This window comes from Pandoraea sp. LA3, from assembly GCF_022696215.1.
GTDB lineage: Bacteria > Pseudomonadota > Gammaproteobacteria > Burkholderiales > Burkholderiaceae > Pandoraea > Pandoraea capi.
This window is the reverse complement of record NZ_PTPY01000039.1, coordinates 161,147-181,772: the sequence shown is the minus strand read 5'-3', so window position 1 is coordinate 181,772 and position 20,626 is coordinate 161,147. Positions and strand designations below refer to the sequence as shown.

The 20,626-nt window shown below is 64.6% G+C and carries 17 protein-coding genes; 8 read left to right on the top strand and 9 right to left on the bottom strand.

The features are described from left to right. Positions 1-327 precede the first annotated feature (327 nt). Entirely contained in the window at positions 328-2,187 is a 1,860-nt protein-coding gene (gene ilvB / locus C5N93_RS25920) for a biosynthetic-type acetolactate synthase large subunit (RefSeq protein ID WP_242561527.1), read from the bottom strand. 173 nt (positions 2,188-2,360) lie between these two features. Between ilvB and C5N93_RS25915 the strand changes: the two genes are divergently transcribed. The 3 genes from C5N93_RS25915 to C5N93_RS25905 all read left to right on the top strand — a co-directional run bounded on the left by C5N93_RS25915 (position 2,361) and on the right by C5N93_RS25905 (position 4,314). Continuing rightward, entirely contained in the window at positions 2,361-2,852 is a 492-nt protein-coding gene (locus tag C5N93_RS25915) for an Lrp/AsnC family transcriptional regulator (RefSeq protein ID WP_069343307.1), read from the top strand. A gap of 191 nt (positions 2,853-3,043) precedes the next feature. Continuing rightward, entirely contained in the window at positions 3,044-3,598 is a 555-nt protein-coding gene (locus C5N93_RS25910) for a peroxiredoxin (RefSeq protein ID WP_242561526.1), read from the top strand. 50 nt (positions 3,599-3,648) lie between these two features. Next, a complete protein-coding gene (locus tag C5N93_RS25905) occupies positions 3,649-4,314 on the top strand; it encodes a hemolysin III family protein (RefSeq protein ID WP_242561525.1) in 666 nt (221 codons plus the stop codon). A gap of 125 nt (positions 4,315-4,439) precedes the next feature. On the opposite strand, the gene C5N93_RS25900 is transcribed toward C5N93_RS25905, so the two are convergent. Next, a complete protein-coding gene (locus tag C5N93_RS25900) occupies positions 4,440-6,017 on the bottom strand; it encodes a hybrid sensor histidine kinase/response regulator (protein WP_242561524.1) in 1,578 nt (525 codons plus the stop codon). A gap of 389 nt (positions 6,018-6,406) precedes the next feature. Between C5N93_RS25900 and C5N93_RS25895 the strand changes: the two genes are divergently transcribed. Beyond that, positions 6,407-8,050 (top strand): methyl-accepting chemotaxis protein, encoded by a 1,644-nt coding sequence (locus tag C5N93_RS25895; protein WP_242561523.1) that lies wholly within the window; start codon positions 6,407-6,409, stop codon positions 8,048-8,050. 112 nt (positions 8,051-8,162) lie between these two features. Here the strand turns inward: C5N93_RS25895 and C5N93_RS25890 are convergent, their stop codons facing one another. Both C5N93_RS25890 and C5N93_RS25885 read right to left on the bottom strand, forming a co-directional pair. Then, positions 8,163-8,447: an acylphosphatase gene (locus tag C5N93_RS25890; protein ID WP_069343302.1), complete on the bottom strand. Its 285-nt coding sequence runs from the start codon at positions 8,445-8,447 to the stop codon at positions 8,163-8,165. A gap of 120 nt (positions 8,448-8,567) precedes the next feature. Next, on the bottom strand, positions 8,568-11,171 hold the full coding sequence (locus C5N93_RS25885; protein WP_242561522.1) for a sulfite reductase flavoprotein subunit alpha: 2,604 nt from the start codon (positions 11,169-11,171) through the stop codon (positions 8,568-8,570). Between the two features lie 354 nt (positions 11,172-11,525). Between C5N93_RS25885 and otsB the strand changes: the two genes are divergently transcribed. From otsB to C5N93_RS25870, 3 genes are all read left to right on the top strand, one after another. Then, on the top strand, positions 11,526-12,392 hold the full coding sequence (gene otsB / locus C5N93_RS25880) for a trehalose-phosphatase (RefSeq protein WP_242561521.1): 867 nt from the start codon (positions 11,526-11,528) through the stop codon (positions 12,390-12,392). Further along, entirely contained in the window at positions 12,389-13,807 is a 1,419-nt protein-coding gene (gene otsA / locus C5N93_RS25875) for an alpha,alpha-trehalose-phosphate synthase (UDP-forming) (RefSeq protein ID WP_150720403.1), read from the top strand. Before otsB ends, otsA begins: the two co-directional genes overlap by 4 nt. Before the next feature lie 115 nt (positions 13,808-13,922). Continuing rightward, positions 13,923-14,738 (top strand): crotonase/enoyl-CoA hydratase family protein, encoded by an 816-nt coding sequence (locus C5N93_RS25870; RefSeq protein ID WP_242561520.1) that lies wholly within the window; start codon positions 13,923-13,925, stop codon positions 14,736-14,738. A gap of 36 nt (positions 14,739-14,774) precedes the next feature. Here the strand turns inward: C5N93_RS25870 and C5N93_RS25865 are convergent, their stop codons facing one another. From C5N93_RS25865 to mltG, 5 genes are all read right to left on the bottom strand, one after another. Further along, the gene (locus C5N93_RS25865) at positions 14,775-15,449 is read right to left on the bottom strand and encodes an ankyrin repeat domain-containing protein (RefSeq protein WP_150720405.1); all 675 of its coding nucleotides are present in this window, start codon (positions 15,447-15,449) and stop codon (positions 14,775-14,777) included. Positions 15,450-15,569: 120 nt separating this feature from the next. After that, on the bottom strand, positions 15,570-16,352 hold the full coding sequence (locus tag C5N93_RS25860; protein WP_069343317.1) for a TatD family hydrolase: 783 nt from the start codon (positions 16,350-16,352) through the stop codon (positions 15,570-15,572). Positions 16,353-16,380: 28 nt separating this feature from the next. Continuing rightward, a complete protein-coding gene (gene holB / locus C5N93_RS25855; RefSeq protein ID WP_242561519.1) occupies positions 16,381-17,421 on the bottom strand; it encodes a DNA polymerase III subunit delta' in 1,041 nt (346 codons plus the stop codon). 209 nt (positions 17,422-17,630) lie between these two features. Next, complete coding sequence (gene tmk, locus C5N93_RS25850) at positions 17,631-18,266, bottom strand: dTMP kinase (protein ID WP_242561532.1); 636 nt, start codon at positions 18,264-18,266, stop codon at positions 17,631-17,633. A gap of 23 nt (positions 18,267-18,289) precedes the next feature. Then, on the bottom strand, positions 18,290-19,285 hold the full coding sequence (gene mltG, locus C5N93_RS25845; RefSeq protein WP_242561518.1) for an endolytic transglycosylase MltG: 996 nt from the start codon (positions 19,283-19,285) through the stop codon (positions 18,290-18,292). A 186-nt stretch (positions 19,286-19,471) separates the two neighbouring features. On the opposite strand from mltG, the gene C5N93_RS25840 reads away from it, so the two are divergent. Continuing rightward, on the top strand, positions 19,472-20,608 hold the full coding sequence (locus C5N93_RS25840) for a folate-binding protein (protein ID WP_242561517.1): 1,137 nt from the start codon (positions 19,472-19,474) through the stop codon (positions 20,606-20,608). Positions 20,609-20,626: the final 18 nt, after the last annotated feature.

Below are 20,626 nucleotides of genomic sequence, written 5' to 3'. Positions count from 1 at the left end.
GCGCGGCGAAGGTCGTCAGAATACAGGCGGCGGCCAGCACCAGGCGCTTCGTCAACATATTGATTTCCTTGGCGAGAATTCTAGAAAGAGCGCAATGATACTCCTCGCTGCCCCCGAAACGTAAAAAACCCGCCAAAGCGGGTTAGCTCGTTGCGATCTCGCGACGTGAGGCCGGATTCTCACCCAATGGAAATACAGGAGAATCGCCGTCAATCCCGCGCCGACAGGCTTTCGATTGCCGGGCGATAAGGCGTGAAGTCACCCCGAAAACCGAGGGAGGGGACGCACCCGCCCCCTCCACCTCACGCCTGACACCGGACGCGCAAATCAGAATGCGCCCGCTGCAATCGGCCCGGCCGTCTGCCCCGGCCCGAAAACCACATCGCGGTAGGTCTTGCCGGCGGGGATCATCGGATAGACATCGTCTTCCCGGGCGACCAGCACGTCGAGCAGATACGGCTCGCTCGGGTCCTGAAGCATACGGGCCAGTGCCGCCGGCAGTTCCTCCGCCCGCGTCACGCGCGCCCCGGCCACGCCGTATCCGGCAGCGATCGTGACGAAGTCCGGATACGGACGGCCGTCGTCCGCGCCATCCGGCACATTGGGGTCGACGAGCGACGAGGCCACACGGTTACGCGAATAGATCATGTCCTGCCACTGACGCACCATCCCCAGCCACTGGTTGTTGATGACGAGCACCTTCACGCCCAGCCCGTAGCGACGGCAGGTCGAAAGTTCGTTGACGGACATGTTCAGGCTGCCATCGCCGTCGATATCGACGACCGGCACGTCCGGCAACGCCACCTTGGCGCCGATGGCGGCCGGCAGACCGAAGCCCATCGTGCCAAACCCGGCGCTCGACAGGAACGTGCGCGGCTCGCGCAGACGCAGATGCTGCATGGCCCACATCTGATGCTGTCCCACCCCTGTCGTCACAACGGCCTGCGGCGGGAGCAACGCTGCCAGCGCGGCGATCACGTCGACGCCGGTCAGCACGCCCTCGTCCGCGCCGGCCGAATTCACCGAATCCACCGAACCAACCGTGCTGGCCTGCGCCGCGCCTGGCGAGCGCAGCGGATGCGCCTCGCGGCGCTGACGCAGATACGCGTGCCATGCCGGCACGTCGCGACGCGTGGCATGCGCCAGCAGACCGGTGAAGGCGTCGCGCAGATCCGCGTGCACGCCGAGGGTCACCGGCTTGTTCTTGCCGATTTCGGCGGCATCCACGTCGATATGAACGATCCTGGCGTGACGCGCAAACGACGCCGGGTCACCGATCACCCGATCGTCGAAACGCACGCCGAGCGCCAGCACCACGTCGGCTTCGTTGACGGCAACGTTCGCCGCGTAAGCCCCATGCATGCCCAGCGGACCGAGCAACAGCGGGTGATCGTCCGGCACCGCGCCCAGCCCCATCATCGTGAGCGCGACCGGACAGTCGAGCGCTTCGGCCAGCGCCACGAGTTGCGCGCCCGTGCCCGACGCGATCACCCCGCCGCCGGCGTAGATCACCGGCCGTTCGCTCTGTGCGAGCAATGCGGCAATGCGTTGCGCCGTCTCATCGCTCATGCCCGCCGGCACCGCCGGGGTGAAACGCTTGTCCGTCGGCTGGTCGGGGCGTGCCTGCTGAATATCCTTCGGGAAGTCAAGCAAGACAGGGCCCGGACGACCGGCCAGGGCGCAAGCCGCCGCTTCGCGCAGCGCCGCCGGAATATCGCGGGCCTCGCGCACCTGGCGCGCGAGCTTCGTGACCGGCTTCGTGATGGCCACGATGTCGACTTCCTGGAACGCATTCTTGCCCAGCCAATGCGTGGCCACATTCCCGGTGATCGCGAGGATCGGCACGGAATCGCTGGCCGCATCGGCAATGCCCGTCACCAGATTCGTCGCGCCCGGGCCCGACGTCGCAAGGCAGACGCCGAGCTTGCCGGTGGCACGTGCATACCCCTGCGCCCCGAACACGGAACCCTGCTCATGCTCCGTGCGCACCAGTGTGATCGCCACGCGAGACAGCGCGTCGAGCATCTCGAGGTTGGCGCCTCCCGGGTAGCAGAACACCGTATCGACGCCAATATCGACCAGCGTGCGCGCAATGAGGTCTGCGCCTTTGGCAGACAACGGGGCAACGGGCTGGGCGACGGCACCGGTCGCGGCTTCGGCAGTGGGAAGAGTCAAATCGAGTTTCATGGTGTCGTGTTTTTCCTGCGGAGTCGGTCGAACTTGAAGGGATGGTTCCGGCAAATACCATCGATAGGAAGAGAGTTTACGGGCATCAGCAGGTAAATGCTTCGCGTATCGTTGACAAAAACACGCTGATTTCACATGATTCATTCAAATTCAATCCATTCCAGGAATAAATCATGCAAATTGACGAATTCGATGAAAAAATCCTCGCACTCTTGCAGGAAGACGCCTCGCTGTCGGCCGCGCAGATCGGCGAGCGCATCGGCCTGTCGCAGTCGCAATGCTGGCGTCGCATCGACCGGCTCGATGCCGAGGGCGTGATTCAGCGACGGGTTGCGCTCATCGATCGCAAGAAAGTCGGGTTGAACGTCATGCTGTTTGCCCACGTAAAACTTGCGGGCCACAGCCGCAGCGCGCTGCCCGAATTCTCCAAGGCCATCCAGGAATTTCCAGAAGTGCTGGAGTGCCACGTGTTGATGGGCAACGTCGACTTTCTGCTGCGCATCGTGACGCGCGACGTCGAAGCTTACGAACGCTTCTTCTTCGAGCGGCTGTCGCAGTTGCCGATGGTACAGGAGGTCAACTCGATGATCGCGCTCTCGCAGATCAAGTCCACGACGGTCCTGCCAATCGGTGGCGGTGGCAGCGGCGGGAGCGACGGATCATGACGCGACACTGACAGACGCCTGTCACGGGATCGACCGTAGACTGTCATCGTTCGCAGCACTACCACAGACACCAGCACAGACGCGTGGACGCCACGCGACAGGACTGTTGCGACGTCGTCAAAGGTGACGGCGCACGTTGGACAGCGCCCTCGCAAGCCTCTATCCTTAAGCATCCACTTTGGGAGCCTTGCATGAAACGTTGGTTCGGAATGACTGCCGCAGCCGCCATCGTCGGCATCACGGCGTGGTGCATGATCCCCGCCCATGCGGCATTGCAGAACGGCGCAGCCGCGCCCGACTTCAAGGCACAAGCGTCGCTTGGCGGCCAGGTCTTCACCTTCTCGCTCGCCGACGCCCTCAAGAAGGGCCCGGTCGTGCTGTACTTCTACCCTGCCGCATTCACCACGGGCTGCACGATCGAAGCCCACGACTTCGCTGAAGCCACGGACAAGTTCAAGGAGATGGGCGCGACGGTGATCGGCGTTTCGCACGACAACATCGATACGCTCAACAAGTTCTCGGTGTCCGAATGTCGCAGCAAGTTCGCCGTGGCGGCCGACACTGACCAAAAGATCATGAAGGCGTACGACGCCGTGCTGGCACTCAAGCCCGACATCGCCAATCGCATTTCCTACGTGATCGCGCCCGACGGCAAGGTGATCTACAGCTACATCAGCATGGATCCGGACAAGCATGTCGAGAACACCATGGCGGCCGTTCGCAAGTGGCACGAGACACATCACTGACGATTTTCCGCATTCCGCACTTCCCCTGCGCTTCCCCCGATGAGGACGGCATGAGTACGGTACCCCCAGGCGCGCGGGCCATCGCCCGCGCGCAGACCCGCAGCGAGGAGCTGGCCAACAGCGTCAGCCACGGCCTTGCCTGTCTGGCCGCGCTCGCCGCGATTCCGTTTCTCTTCACCACCGTTCGCCCGCCATTGCCCAGCACGGTTCAGCAAATCGGCATCGGGGTATTCGCCGTCACCATGGTCGTGGTCTATCTGGCGTCTGCGCTGTATCACGGACTGCCGGATGGGCGCGCGAAGCGCCTGTTCATGCGCGTCGACCATTGCGCCATCTTCCTGTTCATTGCCGGCACCTACACGCCCTTCACGGTCAAAATCCTCAACGATCCGTGGGGCTGGCCGCTGCTCACCGGCGTGTGGACGATGGCCATCGCCGGCCTGATCGCCAAGACGCTTGGTCTGCTCGACCGCCCGCTGGTCTCCACCCTGCTCTACATCGGCCTCGGCTGGGTCGCCGTGCTGGTTGCGGGTCCCGTGCTGGCAGCCATTCCGGGACCGGGCGCCGGGTGGCTTTATGCCGGCGGCGCCGCCTATACCATCGGCGCGATCTTCTACTCGCTCGACGGCCACATCAAGTTCGGCCACCTCGTCTGGCACCTGTTCGCCATCGGGGGGACCGTCTGCCACTACCTCGCCGTCTGGCGCTACATCTGAGCGCCGAGGTTGCGCCGTGGCCGGCCGTTTTGGCACCGCCACGACATACCCGCAAAGCGCACCCTCCCCGCAAGGCGCACTCTCATTCCGCCCGGTTTGACGCTGCGATTGCCCGCCTTCACAGGTCATAGATCATCCCCTGTCGCATCGCGTCGCGTCGCCAATCGGTCGGCGAGGCGATCGCATCGCGCCGTCAGTTCCGGGTCGCCGAACATGCGACACGCCCCTCGCATTCGATGCAGCAGCGCATGTGCCGCATCGATGTCCTCTGCCCGCCGCCGCACCATCAAACGTCGGAACCGTGCCAGATCCTTGGCCATTTCGTCGCGCATGATCCGCCGCGCATACGGATCGCTTCGCAAGGGCGCAAGACGTGGCGACGGTGGCCTGCCCGGCGTCTCCGACCCTCCCGGCACTTCTGCCGCTTGCCCGTGCGTGTCAAACGGCTCGCCCAGCGCAGGCCACCGCACGGCCAGTGTCCGGGACAACCGCTCACGCGAGACCGGCTTCGTCAGCACCTCGTCGATACCTGCCTCTCGCGCCGCCCGCGCCCCGACCACCGATCCGGTCACTGCGTACACCACCGGCTTGCGACGACCGAGCACCGGGGCGAGCGCGTGCAACGTCCGCGCCAGCGCCAACCCGCTCACCCCGTCCAGGTGTACGTCGGTCAGCACGACATCGACGTCGAGCGCGATCCATTGCAGCAACGCATCGGTCAGGTCTCCAGCGCCAGCCACATGGCAGCCCAACGAAGTGAGTTGCTCACCGAGAATCCTGCGATTCATCACGTGATCGTCCACGACCAGCGCTTGCAGCCCCTCGCGTAAGGCAACCTGTGCCGCGGGCATTGCAGGCATCCCGGACATCTCGGACATCTCGGGTCTCTCGGCAAGCCCCGCTGCCGTCCCGGTGCCGGATGCCGTACCGCCCGATCCTCCGACCGGCGTCGTCGTCCCGGCGATGTGCCCGGGCAAGCGAAACGGCACGGAAAGACGGAATCGCGCGCCGCTCGACGACGACTCCGCACTGAGCGAGCCCGCCAGACGCTGCGCCCATTGTTGTGCGATCCAGAGACCCAGCCCCGTGCCCTGCACCGAAGGATCCGCTCGCGCGAAGGCTGCGAATACCGCGTTTTCCATACCCGCAGGAATCCCCGGGCCGGTATCCGAGACGTGGATCGTCAGGCACCCCGCAAACGGTGCCAGCTCGACACCGGGCTCACCGCGCGATTGCGCCGCCCATGCCACCCGGACCACCACCCCGCCACACATCGTGTATTTCAACGCATTGTCGAGCAACGTACGCAGAATCTGGCGCAACCGCGTCGCGTCTCCCCAAAGAAAAACGGGGACGTCGTGCGCGATCTCGCAGGTCAGATCGAGCCCTTTGGCATTGGCTTTCCCGAAGAACGCATCGACCTCGGTATCCAGACACGAGCGGACCTCGAACCTCGCCTCTCGCAACGGTAGCTGTGCCACCTCCCCCCGGCCGAGTTCGAGCACGTCGTCCACCGCCCCCGCCAGCGCGTCGAGCATGCTCCGCATGCTGCCCAACCGCTTGCGAGGCGCGCGCGCATGCTCGGGTGCACGGCTACGTGCATCGCCGAGCCCATCGTCCATGGGACCCGCGTCGTCCCATAGCGCATCGAGATGTCCCTGCAACACCTGCAGCGGTGCGCGCAATTCGTGCACCAGTGCCATGCGGAACGTATCCGCATTGCCATTCCTTACATCGTCTTTCGACGAACCGTCATCACTTAGTGCGTAGCACCCCGCGTCGGAGCTTGCGTGTCTGAACTTGAATTTGTCGAGATTCATCGCGTCATTGACGCCTCATCACGATTCGCGCGTTTCGGCGTACTGAAGAAACTGAAGAGTCATCAAGTCTGGCCGTTTGCGCGACGCTTGCGACTGCGCAAATTCCGAACTTTTTTCGCCGCGACCGCACTTTCGGAATCGCCCGAGCCCGAATGTCTCAAGTTCTGGTTCCCATATGCCGATAATCCCTATGCCCCGTCTTGCACTCTCCGATGGACGGGGAGGCCGTGCATTCTCCTGGCACGGCCTGGGCATTCAATCCATCGATCCATATGTATAAGAACATTACGATTCGGGCCAGTCTGACGCTGGTTCTAGGTTTGCTTGGTGCACTTCTCGTTCTCGTCAGCGTGCTGGGCCTGCAGGCACTGGGCTCCAGCAACGAATCCCTGAGCAAAATGGCCACGGAAGACACCCCCGCGCTGGCCGAACTCAAAGGGACCGGCGAGCAGATTCTTCGTACGCGCCTGTCGATGGCGACTTATGCGTCGTACGTCAGCCTCGGGGCCAATCCCGAGGAATCGGAAAAAGTCCTCAAGCGGGGGACGCAATACATCGCCGCATCCGACGCCCTCTGGAACGATTATCTGAAACGTCCCAAAGAAGATGCGCACGAAGCGGAGTTGGCGAAATCGGCCGACGAAAAGCGCCGTGCCTTTTTCGATAAGGTGGTCACGCCCGCGCTCAACGCCCTGAAGCAGGGAGACGTTGCCGGCTTCCACCAGATTCAGGCACGCGTCGCGCCGGCGGCCTATAACGGTGTCGAGTCGCTGATGCGCGAATTGCAGGACATTCAGGTCGCGCGTCAGAAGGCCCGCTACGAAGCCGCGCAGTCGCGTTACAACGTCATGCGTATCGCCATGGGCGCCACCCTTGCAGTTGCGCTGTTGCTGGCACTGTGGGGCCGCGCCATGCTCGCTCGCGCCGTGCTGCGCCCGATTCGCGAAGTCATCGCGTATTTCGAGCGCATGGCTGCCGGCGATCTGAGCCAGCGCATCGAACAACGCACCCGCAACGAGATGGGCCAGTTGTTCGGCGCCCTCGGCCGCATGCGCGACGGCCTCGCCACCACGGTCGGCACCGTGCGCGAGAGCACCGAAGCCATTCACGGCAGCGCTCGCGAAATCGCCGATGGCAATGCCGATCTGTCGCGTCGCACCGAATCGCAGGCATCGTCGCTGGAACAAACGGCCGCGAGCATGGAAGAACTGACCGCCGTCGTCAAACAGAATGCCGAGAACGCCCGTGCTGCGAGCCAGTTGGCGGTGACGGCGTCGGAAACCGCTTCACGCGGTGGCGACGTGGTTCAGGAAGTCGTGACGACGATGCGCGACATTGCCGAAGCCTCGCAAAAGGTCAGCGACATCCTCACAGTGATCGATGGCATCGCCTTCCAGACGAACATCCTGGCGCTGAACGCCGCCGTGGAAGCCGCGCGTGCCGGCGAGCAGGGCCGCGGCTTTGCCGTGGTCGCAGGAGAAGTGCGTACGTTGGCGCAACGCAGCGCGTCGGCCGCCAAGGAAATCAAGGGATTGATCGAAGCGTCGGGCAACCGTGTGGAGGCCGGCACCCATCTGGTCGAGCGCGCTGGTGCGACGATGTCGGAGGTCGTGCAGTCCGTCAAGCGGGTGACCGACATCATGGGCGAGATTTCGGCCGCCAGCGTCGAGCAGTCGAGCGGTATCGAACAGGTCAACATGGCGGTCACGCAGATGGACGAGATGACGCAGCAGAACGCGGCACTCGTCGAAGAAGCCTCGGCCGCCGCGGCAGCCCTCGAGACGCAGGCCGCCCGTCTGCGCGAATCCGTGGCACTGTTCCGCCTTTCTGCGCACGAAGCCGCACATATGCCGGTGATCGGCGCCGCCGATCCGACCTTGAGCACTGCCCCCGGCTCGCTGGCACTCGCCGCCTGACGCTCAGCATCACGGCGAACACCGGAGGACAGTGACGGAACGCCCTCTCCCTGCTGCCGCCTGCGCCCTCTGGCGTACGGCAGCAGGCATCCGGCACCGTCCTTCAGTCGTTTCAGATACTGGCGCGCTGCTCGAACCCCGTGAGCGGCGACTCCGCCACCCATGCCTTGTCAACGTCGCAAGACGACACCTGCGCCCCTCGCGGCCCCTGCCGCATCCACTCGCACAGCGCCAGCAACTGCGCCGCCTCGCCTTGCGCAATGGCCTCAACCGTGCCGTCACGACGATTGCGAACCCATCCGGCCAGCCCGAGCCTCCGCGCCTCGACCACGCATGCCGCGCGGTAACCCACGCCCTGCACCAGTCCATGCGCCACGATTTGCCACGTTGCGGTCATTGCTCCTCCTGCGTGCCTGCGGGATAACGAAAAATCACGGGAAATCACGAGAAAAGGGCCCGATGATCATCGAGCCCTTCATTCACGCTTCACTCACGTTAGCACACCATCGGTGCCCGTCTAATAGATGTCGCGACGGTAGCGGCCTTGCGCCGAGAGATCGAGGAGCGTGTCGGCGCCGATCGCGTCGGCGAGCGCGGCATCGACGGCCGGCGCCATACCCGCGAGGCTGCCGCAGACGTAAATGGATGCACCATCGGCCACCCACTGCGCAATCGCTTGCGCTGACTCGCGCACGTGATCCTGAACGTAGACCCGCTCGGCCTGATCGCGCGAATAGATGCGGTCCAGCCGGGCAATGCCGCCCTGCGCTTCCCACGCGCGCAACGTCTCGTCGTGGAAAGCGTCATGACGGGCCTGACGTTCGCCGAAGATCAACCAGTTGCGGACATGTCCCTGCGCAATCCGTGCCGAGAGGTGGGCGCGTAACCCTGCCAGCCCCGTCCCGTTGCCGATCAGAATCATGGCGCTGGCGTCTGACGGCCCGTGGAAGCCGGGGTTCGGACGTACACGCATCGTCACGCCTTCGCCCAGCGCTGCCCCGTGAGTCAGCCAGCCGGAACCGAGGCCCAGCGTGCCGTCCGCATTACGCGTCTGACGTACGAGCAGCTTCAACTTACCCTCTGCCGGCGTCGACGCAATGGAGTACTCCCGCTCGGGCAACGGCGCCAGACGCGACAGCCAGTCCTGTAAATCGACGCCCGCCGGCGGGGCCGTCTCGGGCAGCACGCGCTCCCGAAGGGCCTCGCCCAGCAACGCCTCACGTCCGGCCACGCTCACGCGCACATCAGGTGCCCAGACGCTGCCGGCCAGGAAGGTGTCGATATGCTCGGCCGTATGTCGCGGCAACACTTCGACGAGATCACCGGCCACCCACTTGGCACCCTGCGGCGGCGTGAAGGCCAGATGGTAGGCCGGCAAGCCCGTGCTGCCGGGATTGAGTTCCTCACGTTCGGCCAACGTCCATGACTGGAAACGCGGACCGTCGTCGGTCTTCGACGCCACCAGCGGACGCCCAAGCCACTCGCCCAACCGTTCCTGCCAGTTGGCCCACGCGCCGGGATCGCCACGATCGACCTCGATCGGCTCGAACGCCGCCACACCGCCCTGCGCACGCAACCAGCCGTCGAGCTTGCGCCCGAACCCGCAGAATGTGTCGTAATGGCTGTCGCCCAGCGAGAGCATCGCGAAACGCAGCGTCGGCAGCGCCATCGCCTGATTCATCAATTGTTGCGAGAAGCGACGCGCGCTGTCGGGCGGTTCGCCGTCACCGAACGTGCTGACGATGAACAAGGCCCGCCTGGCCGCCCCAAGCTGCGCCTGACCGATGCGCGCCAACGGCTGAATCTGCGCCGGAACGCCCGCACCTTGCAGCATGCCGGCCGTCTGCCAGGCCAGCCCTTCGGCCACACCGCTCTGGCTGGCGTAACCGATCAACACGCCGTCTTCCGCGAATGCGCCGGAAGGTGCGCCGTTCGGTGCCTTCGGAGCGTCTGTGACCTGTGCCGGGCGCGCGGATGCCAACGCCCGCTTCTTCTTGCGACGATCGAGATACAACATCCAGCCCGTGACGAAGAACACCGGCATCATCAGGCTCGACAGCATCATGACGATGATGCCCGGCGTGCCGAAGAAACTGCCACGATGCAGCGCGTAGATGCTCGTCATCAACTGGCCGCCGGTCGTCTTCTGCGCGTAACGCTCTTCGTGACGAATCTCACCCGAGGCCGGTTCGATGTCCATCCGGCTAAAGGCGCGCTCATGCGGCACGGACGAATCGAGCCACGTCATTTGCAGCGGACCGCCGGGCTTCTGCGACGGACGCAGGTAGACCTTCGTGTAGTCCGGCACGCGTGTGGTGAAGCTGCTCCACACGGCGCCCATCTCGTCGGCAGACGTCGACGCCAGATCGGGCAGCGCCTTTTTCGCCTCGCCCTTCTTGGCCATCTTCGGCTTTTCGGGGGCGCGGTTACGCACCGGCTGGGCAACGCCCGCCATCGAGAACAGCATGCCGCGCCACCAGTCGTACGACCAGTAAAGCCCCGTCGTCGCGCTCAGCAGATAAGGCACGAGCACCACGGTGCCGATGACCGCGTGCAGATTCCAGAGGAACGGACGGCCGCGTTTCTTGAAATCGATGTGAAACCACGCGCGCCAGTTGCCGATGCGACGCGGCCAGCGCAGGTACAAACCGCTCAGCGCCAGCAGGAACAGCAGCAGCGTGGCCGCGCCGGTGATCTGTTTGCCGATGCCATCCACCGTCAGGAAGCGGTGAATGTCCATGATGAAACGGAACACGACGTCCGCCTGCGAACGGCCGAGCATCTGGCCGGTGTAGGGATCTACGAAGTAGGTCTCGCCGCGCGTGCCGTCACCGATCGACAGGCGCACGCCGACGGCATCTTCGGGTGCCCGCATCACCGTCATGAGCAGAATGCGCCGATCCTGCACGGCGTCGTGCACGCGTGCAACGAGTTCAGGAATGGGAAGACGACTCGGCGTGGCCGCGTCGGGCACGGCCACTGTCATGACACCCGGGCTGAACGCGCGGGTGAGTTCTTCGTAATACGACAGCAGCGCGCCGGTCAGGCCGACCACTGCCAGCACCAGCCCGGCGGTAATGCCGAAGAACCAGTGCAACTGAAACCACAGTCTTTTCATCATTGTTGTCGTCCGACGCACGTCCGTACGCCGGAGATAGCGCGTGCGTGGCAGGTGTGCCGTGCCACACGTCCCCGATGGACCGCTATGCGGCAATTAGCGAATGTTATTGCAAACGATTCTCATATTCAATAGTGACTTGCCTTTCTACGGCTTGTCAGACTCGTCTGACAGGAATTTCATACCTAAGACGACGCCCTGTCGCTTTTTGAACGGTTAGGATGGGTTCATCCGCGCGGATGTCCGCGCTCCCGCCCATCAAACCGCCGCACGCCACGCCTCGTCTGCCCACTCCCTAGCCCATTTGCTGGCCCTGGAACGACCTGTCGACCTGCGGCACGACAGCGACGGAGTGCCATGCAACCCCTAGCGTCTTCCCCTCCTGCCTTGCCAACGATGACGCCATCGGCATCATCGGTGAGCACGACGCCTGCCGACACCTGCGTCGTCGACATTACCAAGGTGGCATTCTTTTTCGATCTGGACGGTACGCTGGCGCCGCTCGCGCCGCGCCCCGACGCCGTCAAGCTGCCGCGCGACACCGCGCGCGTCCTCGCCAGTCTGTTCGAGCGCACGCATGGCGCCGTCGCCGTGGTCTCGGGGCGGGCCATCGACGATATTGACGGCCTGCTCGCCCCGCTGCGCCTGCCCGCCGCTGGACTGCACGGCGCCGAGCTCCGTCATGCAGACGGCCTGCTACTTCGCGCCGAGGGCCATGTCGCCGACACCGAGCGCATCGCCGCGATGGCCGCGCCGCTGCACGCCCTCGTCGCACAACACCCGGGGCTGCTGCTCGAGAACAAGGGCAGCGCGCTGGCACTGCACTATCGCGGCGCGCCGGAACTGGCGGGCGTCGCGCGCGACACCATGCGCGCACTGGCCGACCTGCACGCCGAGCACTTCTCGCTCCAACCAGGAAAACTGGTCTTCGAACTGCGCCCACGCCATGTCAGCAAGGGGCGTGCCATTACGACGCTTTTGCAGGAAGCCCCGTTCGCCGGACGCACGCCGCTCTTTGCCGGCGACGACCTCACGGACGAGGCCGGATTCGCCGACGTGAATGCCCTCGGCGGCATCACGATCAAGATCGGGGACGGGGAGACATGCGCCCATCATCGTCTGCCAACGCCGGAGGCACTCACCGCCTGGCTGCTGACGCTGCATCGGCCGTCCTCCCCCGCACCACCGTCCCCACCCCAATCCTCACAGGAGACAGACGTATGAGTCGCTTAGTCATCGTGTCGAACCGAGTTGCCCCCATGACGGAGGGCAAACCGACGGCCGGCGGTCTGGCCATCGGCGTGTTCGACGCGCTCAAGGACACCGGAGGCATGTGGTTCGGCTGGAACGGCGAGATCGATGCGGCACCGGCCAGCGCGCCGGAGATCACGCACCGCAACAACGTGACCTTCGCCACCGTCCCACTCACGCGCCGCGACTACAACACGTACTATCGCGGCTTCTCCAACGCGACCCTGTGGCCGACCTTTCACTATCGCGACGACCTCACGCGATACCAGCGCGACGACTACAACGGGTATCGTCACGTCAACGCCCGCTTTGCCGCCCTGCTCGCGCCGCTGCTCGAACGCGACGACCTCATCTGGGTACACGACTATCATCTGCTGCCGTTCGCACAGGCGTGCCGTCAGATCGGCGTGCAGCAGCGACTCGGCTTCTTTCTTCACATCCCGTTCCCGTCACCGCAGGTGCTCATGACGGTGCCACCGCACGAAGCCCTCGTACGGGCCATGTGCGAATACGATCTCGTCGGCTTCCAGACCGAAACCGACCGAACGGCCTTCACCGACTACCTGCTGCGCCACGCAGGCGCGAAGATGAACGCCGACGGCTCGATCACCGCCTACGAACGCACCCTGCGCACGGGCGTCTACCCGATCGGCGTCTATCCGGACGAAATTCAAAAGCAGGCCACCGCCCGCGCGACCGTCAAGCACATCCTCGATCTCAAGCAGGGTTTGCAGGAACGCAAACTGATCATGAGCGTGGATCGTCTCGACTATTCGAAGGGGATGCTTGAGCGTTTTCGTGCGTTCGAGCGACTACTGGAACTCTGGCCGAACCAGCAAGGCACGGTCAGTTTCGTGCAGGTCGCGCCACCGAGCCGGTCGGATGTCGCCGGCTATGGCGAGATCCGACGCCAGTTGGAGACCGAGGCCGGGCACATCAACGGACGCTTCTCCGACCTCGCGTGGACGCCGCTGCGCTACATCAACAAGCGCTACGATCACGAAGTCCTGATGTCGTTCTTCCGCGCCTCGCAAGTGGGGTACGTCACACCGCTGCGCGACGGCATGAACCTTGTCGCGAAAGAGTATGTCGCGTCGCAGGATCCGGCCGACCCCGGTGTGCTGGTGCTCTCCTGTTTCGCAGGGGCCGCACAGGAGCTGGACGGCGCGCTGATCGTCAATCCTTATGACATCGACGGAATGGCGGAAGCGTTACGCTCTGCACTGAACATGTCGCTGTCCGAGCGCCAGTCGCGCCACGAGAGCATGATGATGGCATTGCGCAAGCACGATCTATCGACGTGGCGCGACCGATTCATTACCGATCTGCGCGCGCCGGCAGTCGCGACGCCGGCGCTACTGCGTTGCGCCCAACCCGCCGCCGCCTGACGGCCCGGCCGACGACGTAATCGTCTGACGCCGGCCTGTCCCGTGATGGACCCTTGTTGGTTTTTTATCGCCCACGGGGCAGAAAGGCGGCGGCAGAAGCCCTCGGGAGACTGCCATGAGCCGACGTTCTTCTACGACTTCCGCAACCGCCCCGTGTGTCGAAGTCGAGACCCACGGGCCGGTCACCCTCATCACGCTGGCACGACCCGCGCGACGCAACGCGGTCGACCGGGAAATGGCGGCCGCGTTGCGCGATGCCCTGCTCGCCTTCGAACAGGACGAAAGCGCCTGCGTCGCCGTGCTGTGCGGTAACGGCGCCTCGTTCTGCTCGGGTGCGGACCTCTCCGCATTCGACGATCCGGAACGTCGCAACGAGGTCACCCCGGACGGCAGCGGCGACGGCCCGATGGGGCTGACCCGGCGTCACCTGGACAAGCCCGTCATCGCCGCCGTCAGCGGTCACGCGGTCGCCGGTGGACTGGAACTCGCCCTCTGGTGCGACCTGCGTGTCGCGGACGACTCCGCAACGTTCGGCGTCTTCTGCCGTCGTTTCGGCGTGCCGCTCATCGACGGCGGCACCGTCCGTCTGCCTCGTCTGATCGGGATGAGCCGCGCACTCGACATGATTCTGACGGGGCGGGCCGTCGGTGCTCAGGAAGCCTACGAAATCGGGTTGGTGAACCGGCTGGTGCCGGAGGGGATGGCGCGTCAGGGCGCCCTGGCGCTTGCCCAGCAACTCGCGGAACTGCCGCAAGGCGCGCTACGCGCCGACCGCCGGGCGGCCTATGCACAATGGGATCTGTCGCTGGAGGCCGCGTTGCAGCAAGAAGGCGCTGCCGGGCATGCGGTGGTGTTCTCGGAGGGTATTGCCGGCGCCCGGGCATTTCTCGCCGGAGACGGCCGTCACGGCGCGCCGCGCGACACCCCGTAACCGGAGGCGTCGCGGCGGCGAGACATCAGATTGCCGTTAGTTTGCGGGGGCGGGCAACGGCGGCAATTGCGCGAGGCGCTTGCTCAGCCCGTCGGCAATTTCCTTCTGGTTCGCCTGCTTGGCGAAATCGACCGCCGTCATCTTGAGCTGGTTCTTCAGACGGACGTCCGCGCCGCCATCGAGCAACACCTTGCACGTGGTGATGTGACCGCCGCGTGCGGCCATCATCAGCGGCGTGGTGCCATTGGGTGACTCGGCGTCGACATAGGCCGAGGCGTCGAGCAGCATTTGCACGATGTCGTCATGACCATTGGTCGCCGCGTAATGCAGCGGCGTCCAACCCTTCTTGTTGACCTCGGCATCCTTGTCGATCAACAGCTTCACCATCGGGGTAAGACCTTGCAAGGACGCGAGCATCATCGCGTTCTCGCCGGCACGATTGGTCGCTTCCAGGTCCGTGCGCTTGTCTTCGATAAGCAGTTTCGCCACGCCCACCGACTTTTCGCGCATCGCAATGACGAGCAACGGGTCGCCCTTTTCGTCCCGCGCATTCGGATCGACACCGGACTTGAGTGCCTGTGCGACGGCCTTCGTATCGTCGAATACAACGGCCTTCACCAGCGCCGTGTTGGACGTCGCCGCCGTGGCACATGCCGTCAACCACAGCACGCTCAACAACGTGAACACTCGGAACATCAAAAATTTACGCATCGGGGGCTCCTGTCGGTAGTCCGGAAACTCGGCGAAACATGTTGGGCGAAACACGGAACGAAACGGCGAGCGACGCAGTGGATCACAGGCGTCGATTCGAATGCTGTCGCCGAGACAAGTTCAATGCTTCGCGGTCGCGAACAGGCGGAAGAAATTCTCCGTCGTCGCGTCGGCAATCTTCTGCAACGGCTCGCCGCGCAGGTCGGCGATGAATTCCGCCACGTGACGCACATACCCCGGCTGATTGAGCTTGCCGCGATACGGCACTGGTGCAAGATACGGCGAATCCGTCTCGATCAACATACGCTCAAGCGGTACGCGCCGCGCCACGTCCTGCAAGTCGCGTGCGCTCTTGAACGTCACGATGCCCGAAAACGAGATGTAGAAGTTCTGGTCGAGCGCGCCTTTGGCCACGTCCCAGCTTTCCGTGAAGCAGTGCATCACACCGGCCGGTTCGCCAGCTTCTTCTTCACGCATGAGCCGCAGCGTGTCGTCTGCCGCCGAACGCGTGTGAATGATCAGTGGCTTTCCCGTGACGCGGGCGGCACGAATGTGCGTGCGAAAGCGCTCGCGCTGCCACTCCATGTCCTCGATGCTGCGACCTTCGAGCCGGTAGTAATCGAGTCCGGTCTCACCGATGGCAACGACCTTGGGCGTCGCAGCAAGACGAACGAGATCGTCGACGCTGGGCTCAGGGGTGTCCTCATAGTCGGGATGCACGCCCACGGACGCGTAAACATTCTCGTGCTGCGCGGCGATCTCGAGCACTTGCGGCAGCGTGGGCAGGTCGACGGAGACACACAGCGCATGGCTGACCTTGTTCTCGCGCATGCGCGCGAGCAGGTCCGGCATCTGCTCGGCCAGTTCCGGGAAATTGATATGACAGTGCGAATCGATGAACATGATGGGTGATCGGTTGCCGGTGTTTGCATCAAAGCGATGCCTGACCACCGAACAACTGTTTGTATTGCAGGAAAAGCGCTTCGAGCAAAACCCGCGTGTTGAGCGGATGGTTCTGCACCTGACGCTGTTGTGCGAGCTCGCGCAGGAAACCGAGCAGCCGCACGTCGTCGGTCGCGTCGCCGCAACGGCGCAGCGCCTGCGACTGTCCCGGGAAAAACCGGACCGTGCCGGCCATGCGCTCGGCCAGCACGTCGAAGCACCAGCGTTGCAGCGTTTCGAGAATGCCCGGCAGGCTGCCCTTGTGCAGTTGTTCTGCACAGGCGAACGCGTCGACCGCCCCGCCCTGCGCCAATTGCCCGAGCAACCAGTCGCGCCAACCCCGCTCCTCCGGCTCCGCGAGCGAACGCGCCGCAAGCGGTGCGCCCCCCGCTTCGGCGAGCACTGCGGCGGCGGTCGCGGCATCGAGACCGGCTTCGCCCATGAGCCACTGCGTCGCCTGCGCCTCGTCGGGACGCGTGAGCACCAGACGGCGGCAGCGCGACAGAATCGTCGGCAGCAACCGGTCCGGCTGTGTCGTCACCAGCAGGAAAACGACGCCTGCCGGCGGTTCTTCCAGCGTCTTGAGCAACGCGTTCGCCGCGTGCACGTTGAGCGATTCGGCCGGATACAGCAGCACGACGCGACGCCCCTGACGGTGTGACCCGAGGCTTGCGAAGTCGATCACCTCGCGCACCTGCTCGATCTTGATTTCCTTGCTCGGGGTCTTGGTCTTCTTTTCCCCATCGGCCTCTGCGCGCGCTTCGGCGCCGGGTAACGCCTCGGCCAGCGCTTCCGGGCAGATCACGCGGAAGTCCGGGTGGTTGCCACTGGCGAACCACTGACATGCACCGCAGGTGCCGCAGGGAAAATGATCGGCGCGCGGCGCTTCGCACAGCAGACCCTGTGCGAACGTCCGGGCGAGCGCGACTTCGCCGATGCCCGGCACGGCTTGCAGCAGCAGCGCGTGCGGCATCTGAGCGCGCAGGTCGTTGAGGCGTGTCCAGTCCTGTGACTGCCACGGATACAGCATGTGGGCTCCTTGGCCGGATATTGCAGTAATGACAGACAATTCGTTACGTCAGGTCAGGCGCGTGAAATCTCGATGCTCACCGGAGATACCGTCCGACCGACGCCGTAACCGGATTATGCGCGTGTTATCGCGCCTCGGGCGATTCGTCCCCCGGCTACCTTGCGGCTTTGAACGCTCGGCCTATTCACGCCGACGCCGACGCCGGCCCCTTAATGCCCCGGCACGCCCAACCGGGCGAATACGTCGGCGAGTTGCGCCGCAATCGTGTCGATGCTTTGCGCGGCATCGATCAGCACCATGCGGCCGCCTGACGCCTCGGCGCGGCGCAGATATTCCACGCGAACCCGCGTGAAAAACGCGGCCGATTCGCGCTCGAACTTGTCGGGCGCGCGAGCGCCGGCAAGTCGTGCGGCGGCAATCGCCGGGTCGAGATCGAACAGAATCGTCAGGTCGGGCTGACGCGAGCCCTGCACCCAGCGCTCGAGAATCGACAATTTCTCGCGGGACAGGCCACGCCCGCCGCCCTGATAGGCAAACGTCGCATCGGTGAAGCGGTCGGAGACGACCCAGTCACCGCGCGCCAGCGCCGGCTCGATGACCTTTGCCAGATGCTCCCGGCGACCGGCGAACATCAGCAGCGCTTCGGTTTCGAGATCCATCGGCTCGTCGAGCACAAGCTTGCGCAACGCTTCGCCCAGCGGCGTGCCGCCCGGCTCGCGCGTGGCGACGACGTCACGCCCGACGGCAGCCAGTCCCTGACGCAGTGCATCGACGAAGGCGTTGACGTGCGTGCTCTTGCCCGCACCGTCGATACCCTCGAACGTCACGAACTTGCCCGGCACCACTGCTGGCGCCTCGGGGGAATGCGTCATTGCTCACCTCGCTGATATTTGTCCACGGCGCGATTGTGCTCCTGAAGATTGGTCGAGAAATGGCTGGTGCCATCGCCACGCGCCACGAAATAGAGGGCATCGGTCGGCGCGGGATTGAGCGCCGCGGCGAGCGACGCCACACCGGGCAGCGCAATCGGCGTTGGCGGCAACCCCGCCCGCGTGTACGTGTTGTAGGGTGTATCCGTCTGCAAGTCACGCTTGCGCAGACGCCCTGTGTACAGATCGCCCATCCCGTAGATCACCGTCGGGTCCGTCTGCAACAGCATGCGCTTTCGCAGCCGATTGACGAACACCGCCGCAACCTGCCCTCGCTCCACGGCCTGCCCCGTCTCCTTCTCGACGAGAGACGCCATGATAAGCGCCTCATACGGCGTGGCGTACGGCAATCCCGGTGCGCGCGACGCCCAGGCTTCGTCCAGACGCTTCTGCATCAGGCGATAGGCGCGCTTATAGATATCGATATCGCTCGTCCCTTTCGGAAAAAGGTAGGTGTCGGGGAAGAACATGCCCTCGGCCTCGGCGCGATCTGCGCCCACGAGTTGCATCAGATCGGCGTCCGGCAGCCCGGCCGTGTCATGACGCAGCGCCGGATTCGTATCGATCTCGGCGCGCATCTTCTTGAAGGTCCAGCCCTCGATGATGGTCACGACGTACTGGTTGACGTCGCCACGCGCGAGCTTGTCCATCACTTCCATGGGGGTGATGCCAGTCGCGAACTCGTAGTTGCCCGACTTGAGTCGGGTCCCGACGTCCATCACGCGAGCGAGCAGGTTGAACAGCAGCGGATGCACGGGCACACCGCCCGTGCGCAACTGCGTGGCCACACTGCGCACCGAACTGTAGGGTTTGATCGTGACGTCGAGCGTCGGCTTGCCCAATTGCAGCGGTGCCTGTGCCCAATAGTAAAAAGCGCCGCCCGCCGCCAATGCGACGACAATCAACAGAACAAACAGGCGTTTGATGAAAGACATGAATTGCAGGATAAGTCGCCTGAGGGCGGCAGCGGGTTCGGGGGACTCGTCGGCCGGACGAATGTGACGACGACAGGTTCGAGAGGCGCATTTTGCACGTCGAACCGGGCTCGCACGTCCTGGCGGAAGACCCAATATAATACTTTGACTTGCCGAACCCTCACAGATTGACAGGCACTTTCGTTTATGACCTCCCAATGGCGTGACCTTCTGCCGCAAGCGGCAGCCGCTTCTCCTTCCGATATCTCGCCCGCCGAGCGCGCCGGACAGTTCGACGCCCTGCGCTCGGGCAGCTTCGTAGCGCTGGCGAGCGATACCGGCCTGATCGCCGTGAACGGCGCCGATGCGGCCTCGTTCCTGCATGGTCAGTTGACCAACGATGTCGAGCGACTCTCACCCGTTCAAGCCCGTCTGGCGGGCTATTGCTCCGCCAAGGGCCGCCTGCTTGCCACCTTCCTGATGTGGCGCGACACGTCGCCCGACGCGACGATCTATCTCGCGGGCGATGCCGCTGTGCAGGCTGCCGTGCAGAAGCGCCTGTCGATGTTCGTACTTCGCGCGAAGGCCAAACTGACCGACGGCACCGCCACGCACGTGTTGCTGCAAGTCGGAGGCCCGGCCGCCGAAGCCGTGCTCACCCGGACCTTCCCCGCGCTGCCCGCTGCCGCGCTGGTCGCCGTGCATGGCACGATGGGCGATGCACCCGCCAACGCCACCAGCCTGATCCGTCTGCCAGAAGCCGGTACCGCGCGTTCGCTCTCGCGCTTCCTCTGGAGCGTGCCGGTCGCACAGGCGCTGGACGCCTGGCATTCGCTGGTGCAAGCCGATGGCGTGGTTGCCGTCGATCCGACGCTCGCCGCGTGGCTCGACGTGCATAGCGGCGTGGCGCGCGTCACGACCGCGACGCAAGAACAGTTCGTGCCGCAGATGATCAACTGGGAAGTCGTGGGTGGCGTGAACTTCCGCAAGGGCTGCTATCCGGGGCAGGAAGTCGTCGCCCGCAGCCAGTATCGCGGCACGATCAAACGCCGGTTGCATCTGGCACATGTCGATGGCACGCAAGCCAGTCAACCCATCCAACCATCACCCGGCCAGGAACTGGTCGAGACGAGCGACCCGGACCAGCCGTGCGGCATGGTCGTGCAGGCAGCGCCCGCGCCGAACGGTGGCTACGACGTGCTCGTCGAGTTGAAGCTCACCGCGCGCGAAGCCGACGACGTGCGCCTCGGCGCCGCTGATGGCCCGGCGCTCGCGTTTGCCGAGTTGCCTTACGAGATCATCGATCCGACGGAGATGCCCGCATCGTCGGCGGCAGCGTCCTGATTCAGCCGCGCCCGCGAC

Bases quoted from the DNA above. Each gene is read 5' to 3' on its own strand.
- C5N93_RS25910 (WP_242561526.1), top strand. From the start codon at position 3,044: ATGAAACGTTGGTTCGGAATGACTGCCGCAGCCGCCATCGTCGGCATC.
- mltG (WP_242561518.1), bottom strand. From the start codon at position 19,285: ATGTCTTTCATCAAACGCCTGTTTGTTCTGTTGATTGTCGTCGCATTG.
- C5N93_RS25860 (WP_069343317.1), bottom strand. From the start codon at position 16,352: ATGTTCATCGATTCGCACTGTCATATCAATTTCCCGGAACTGGCCGAG.
- otsB (WP_242561521.1), top strand. From the start codon at position 11,526: ATGCAACCCCTAGCGTCTTCCCCTCCTGCCTTGCCAACGATGACGCCA.
- C5N93_RS25890 (WP_069343302.1), bottom strand. From the start codon at position 8,447: ATGACCGCAACGTGGCAAATCGTGGCGCATGGACTGGTGCAGGGCGTG.
- otsA (WP_150720403.1), top strand. From the start codon at position 12,389: ATGAGTCGCTTAGTCATCGTGTCGAACCGAGTTGCCCCCATGACGGAG.
- C5N93_RS25915 (WP_069343307.1), top strand. From the start codon at position 2,361: ATGCAAATTGACGAATTCGATGAAAAAATCCTCGCACTCTTGCAGGAA.
- C5N93_RS25895 (WP_242561523.1), top strand. From the start codon at position 6,407: ATGTATAAGAACATTACGATTCGGGCCAGTCTGACGCTGGTTCTAGGT.
- ilvB (WP_242561527.1), bottom strand. From the start codon at position 2,187: ATGAAACTCGATTTGACTCTTCCCACTGCCGAAGCCGCGACCGGTGCC.
- C5N93_RS25870 (WP_242561520.1), top strand. From the start codon at position 13,923: ATGAGCCGACGTTCTTCTACGACTTCCGCAACCGCCCCGTGTGTCGAA.
- C5N93_RS25885 (WP_242561522.1), bottom strand. From the start codon at position 11,171: ATGATGAAAAGACTGTGGTTTCAGTTGCACTGGTTCTTCGGCATTACC.
- C5N93_RS25900 (WP_242561524.1), bottom strand. From the start codon at position 6,017: ATGGCACTGGTGCACGAATTGCGCGCACCGCTGCAGGTGTTGCAGGGA.
- C5N93_RS25905 (WP_242561525.1), top strand. From the start codon at position 3,649: ATGAGTACGGTACCCCCAGGCGCGCGGGCCATCGCCCGCGCGCAGACC.
- holB (WP_242561519.1), bottom strand. From the start codon at position 17,421: ATGCTGTATCCGTGGCAGTCACAGGACTGGACACGCCTCAACGACCTG.
- C5N93_RS25840 (WP_242561517.1), top strand. From the start codon at position 19,472: ATGACCTCCCAATGGCGTGACCTTCTGCCGCAAGCGGCAGCCGCTTCT.
- C5N93_RS25865 (WP_150720405.1), bottom strand. From the start codon at position 15,449: ATGCGTAAATTTTTGATGTTCCGAGTGTTCACGTTGTTGAGCGTGCTG.